This is a genomic window from Anaerovibrio sp. JC8 (genome assembly GCF_002100115.1).
GTDB lineage: Bacteria > Bacillota > Negativicutes > Selenomonadales > Selenomonadaceae > Anaerovibrio.
In genome coordinates this window covers 1-1,256 of record NZ_ANBM01000028.1, presented here as the reverse complement: position 1 = coordinate 1,256, position 1,256 = coordinate 1, and the positions used below count along the sequence as shown (strand labels likewise).

Genomic DNA, 1,256 nt, shown 5'->3' with positions numbered 1-1,256 from the left:
CGTTTGCAGATAGAATAGTTTATGACGCGCTCTGGGAAAACCGGGGCGCTTTTTTATTGCCTTAGCTATGACAAAAATGTTATAGAAGAAAAGTCAAATGGTCTAAAAATCGACCACTTTTTGCAAAAATCGACCACTTTTTGCAAAGTCGTTGAATTTTGGGAAAATTCATGCTATTTTGGTTGGTAGAAAAGTATGCCTTGTGGCATAACATATAAATTGGGAGGATATGAAACGTGGAAACAAGGAAGTATAATAGTCCACTAGGGGGGGACAAAACCTCTACTAAATATCGTTGGATAGGTCCAAAAGTACAGGCTGCTTTGGCACTGGCCGTATCGCTGTGGATAGGGGGAGCCGGGGTGGCGTCGGCTTCGGCTTCGGATTGGCTTTATCTTGATGTTAATGATAACGACGCGCTTAAACATGACGGCACAAGACAGGTAGGCGCGACAGTTTCCAATTCCGGCAAGACGCTGACCATTACCGATGGCACTTCTTTGGATAGTTGGTTTTTTTACGGGGGTGGAGCAAATAATAAATCTGCCGTTGAGGGTTATACCTTGAAGCTGTCCAATGTACAGGGAAAATTTTCGGCGGAAGGCGGCAATACTTCTAATGCCATCGCTTCAAGGAATACTTTGGAAGGAATAAATATCAAAACGACTGAAGAGATTCGAGGTGCTTTAAGCAACGGTGGCCAAGCCGACAAAAATACTGTCGTGCTGAAAAACTCAACAGTTAGTGATGTCTGCGGTGGGGACGGACACAGTGCCACGAACAATTCTGTTACGTTGGAGAATACCACAGCTAACAACGTTTATGGTGGCTATACTTTTAGCGGTACGGGCGATGTTACGGGCAACATGGTCACGTTGAACAACGCGACAGTAAATGGCAGCCTTTACGGCGGTGGAACAAAAGAAGGAACGGGTAATCTCGTTACGGGCAACACACTTAACCTTTCCAGCGCGAACACGGCGGGGGCAGTGCAAAACTTCGCGACAATCAACATTAATAGTGCGACATGGGGCACGCCGGTATTGACGCTGAACGGCGCGGGCATTGTCCAGAATGCGGACGGCAGCACTTACGCGACCATCAATACCCAAAACGTCGCCTTTTCCGGTGCCCCGACAACGGGCACGACAACGCTGATTTCAAGTACGAACGTGCTTCCCGACACGCTTAAAGTGTTCACGGGAACGACTACGAAAGCGACAATCACGACGGCGGGTGTGGTTGTCAAGCAAGAC

Annotated in this window: 1 protein-coding gene; it reads left to right on the top strand. The window is 47.7% G+C overall.

Going from position 1 to position 1,256, the window contains the following annotated elements; genetic code table 11:
* Positions 1-236 precede the first annotated feature (236 nt).
* Positions 237-1,256: hypothetical protein (locus D081_RS12450; protein ID WP_369824018.1), on the top strand; the 1,020-nt coding region annotated here is incomplete at its 3' end.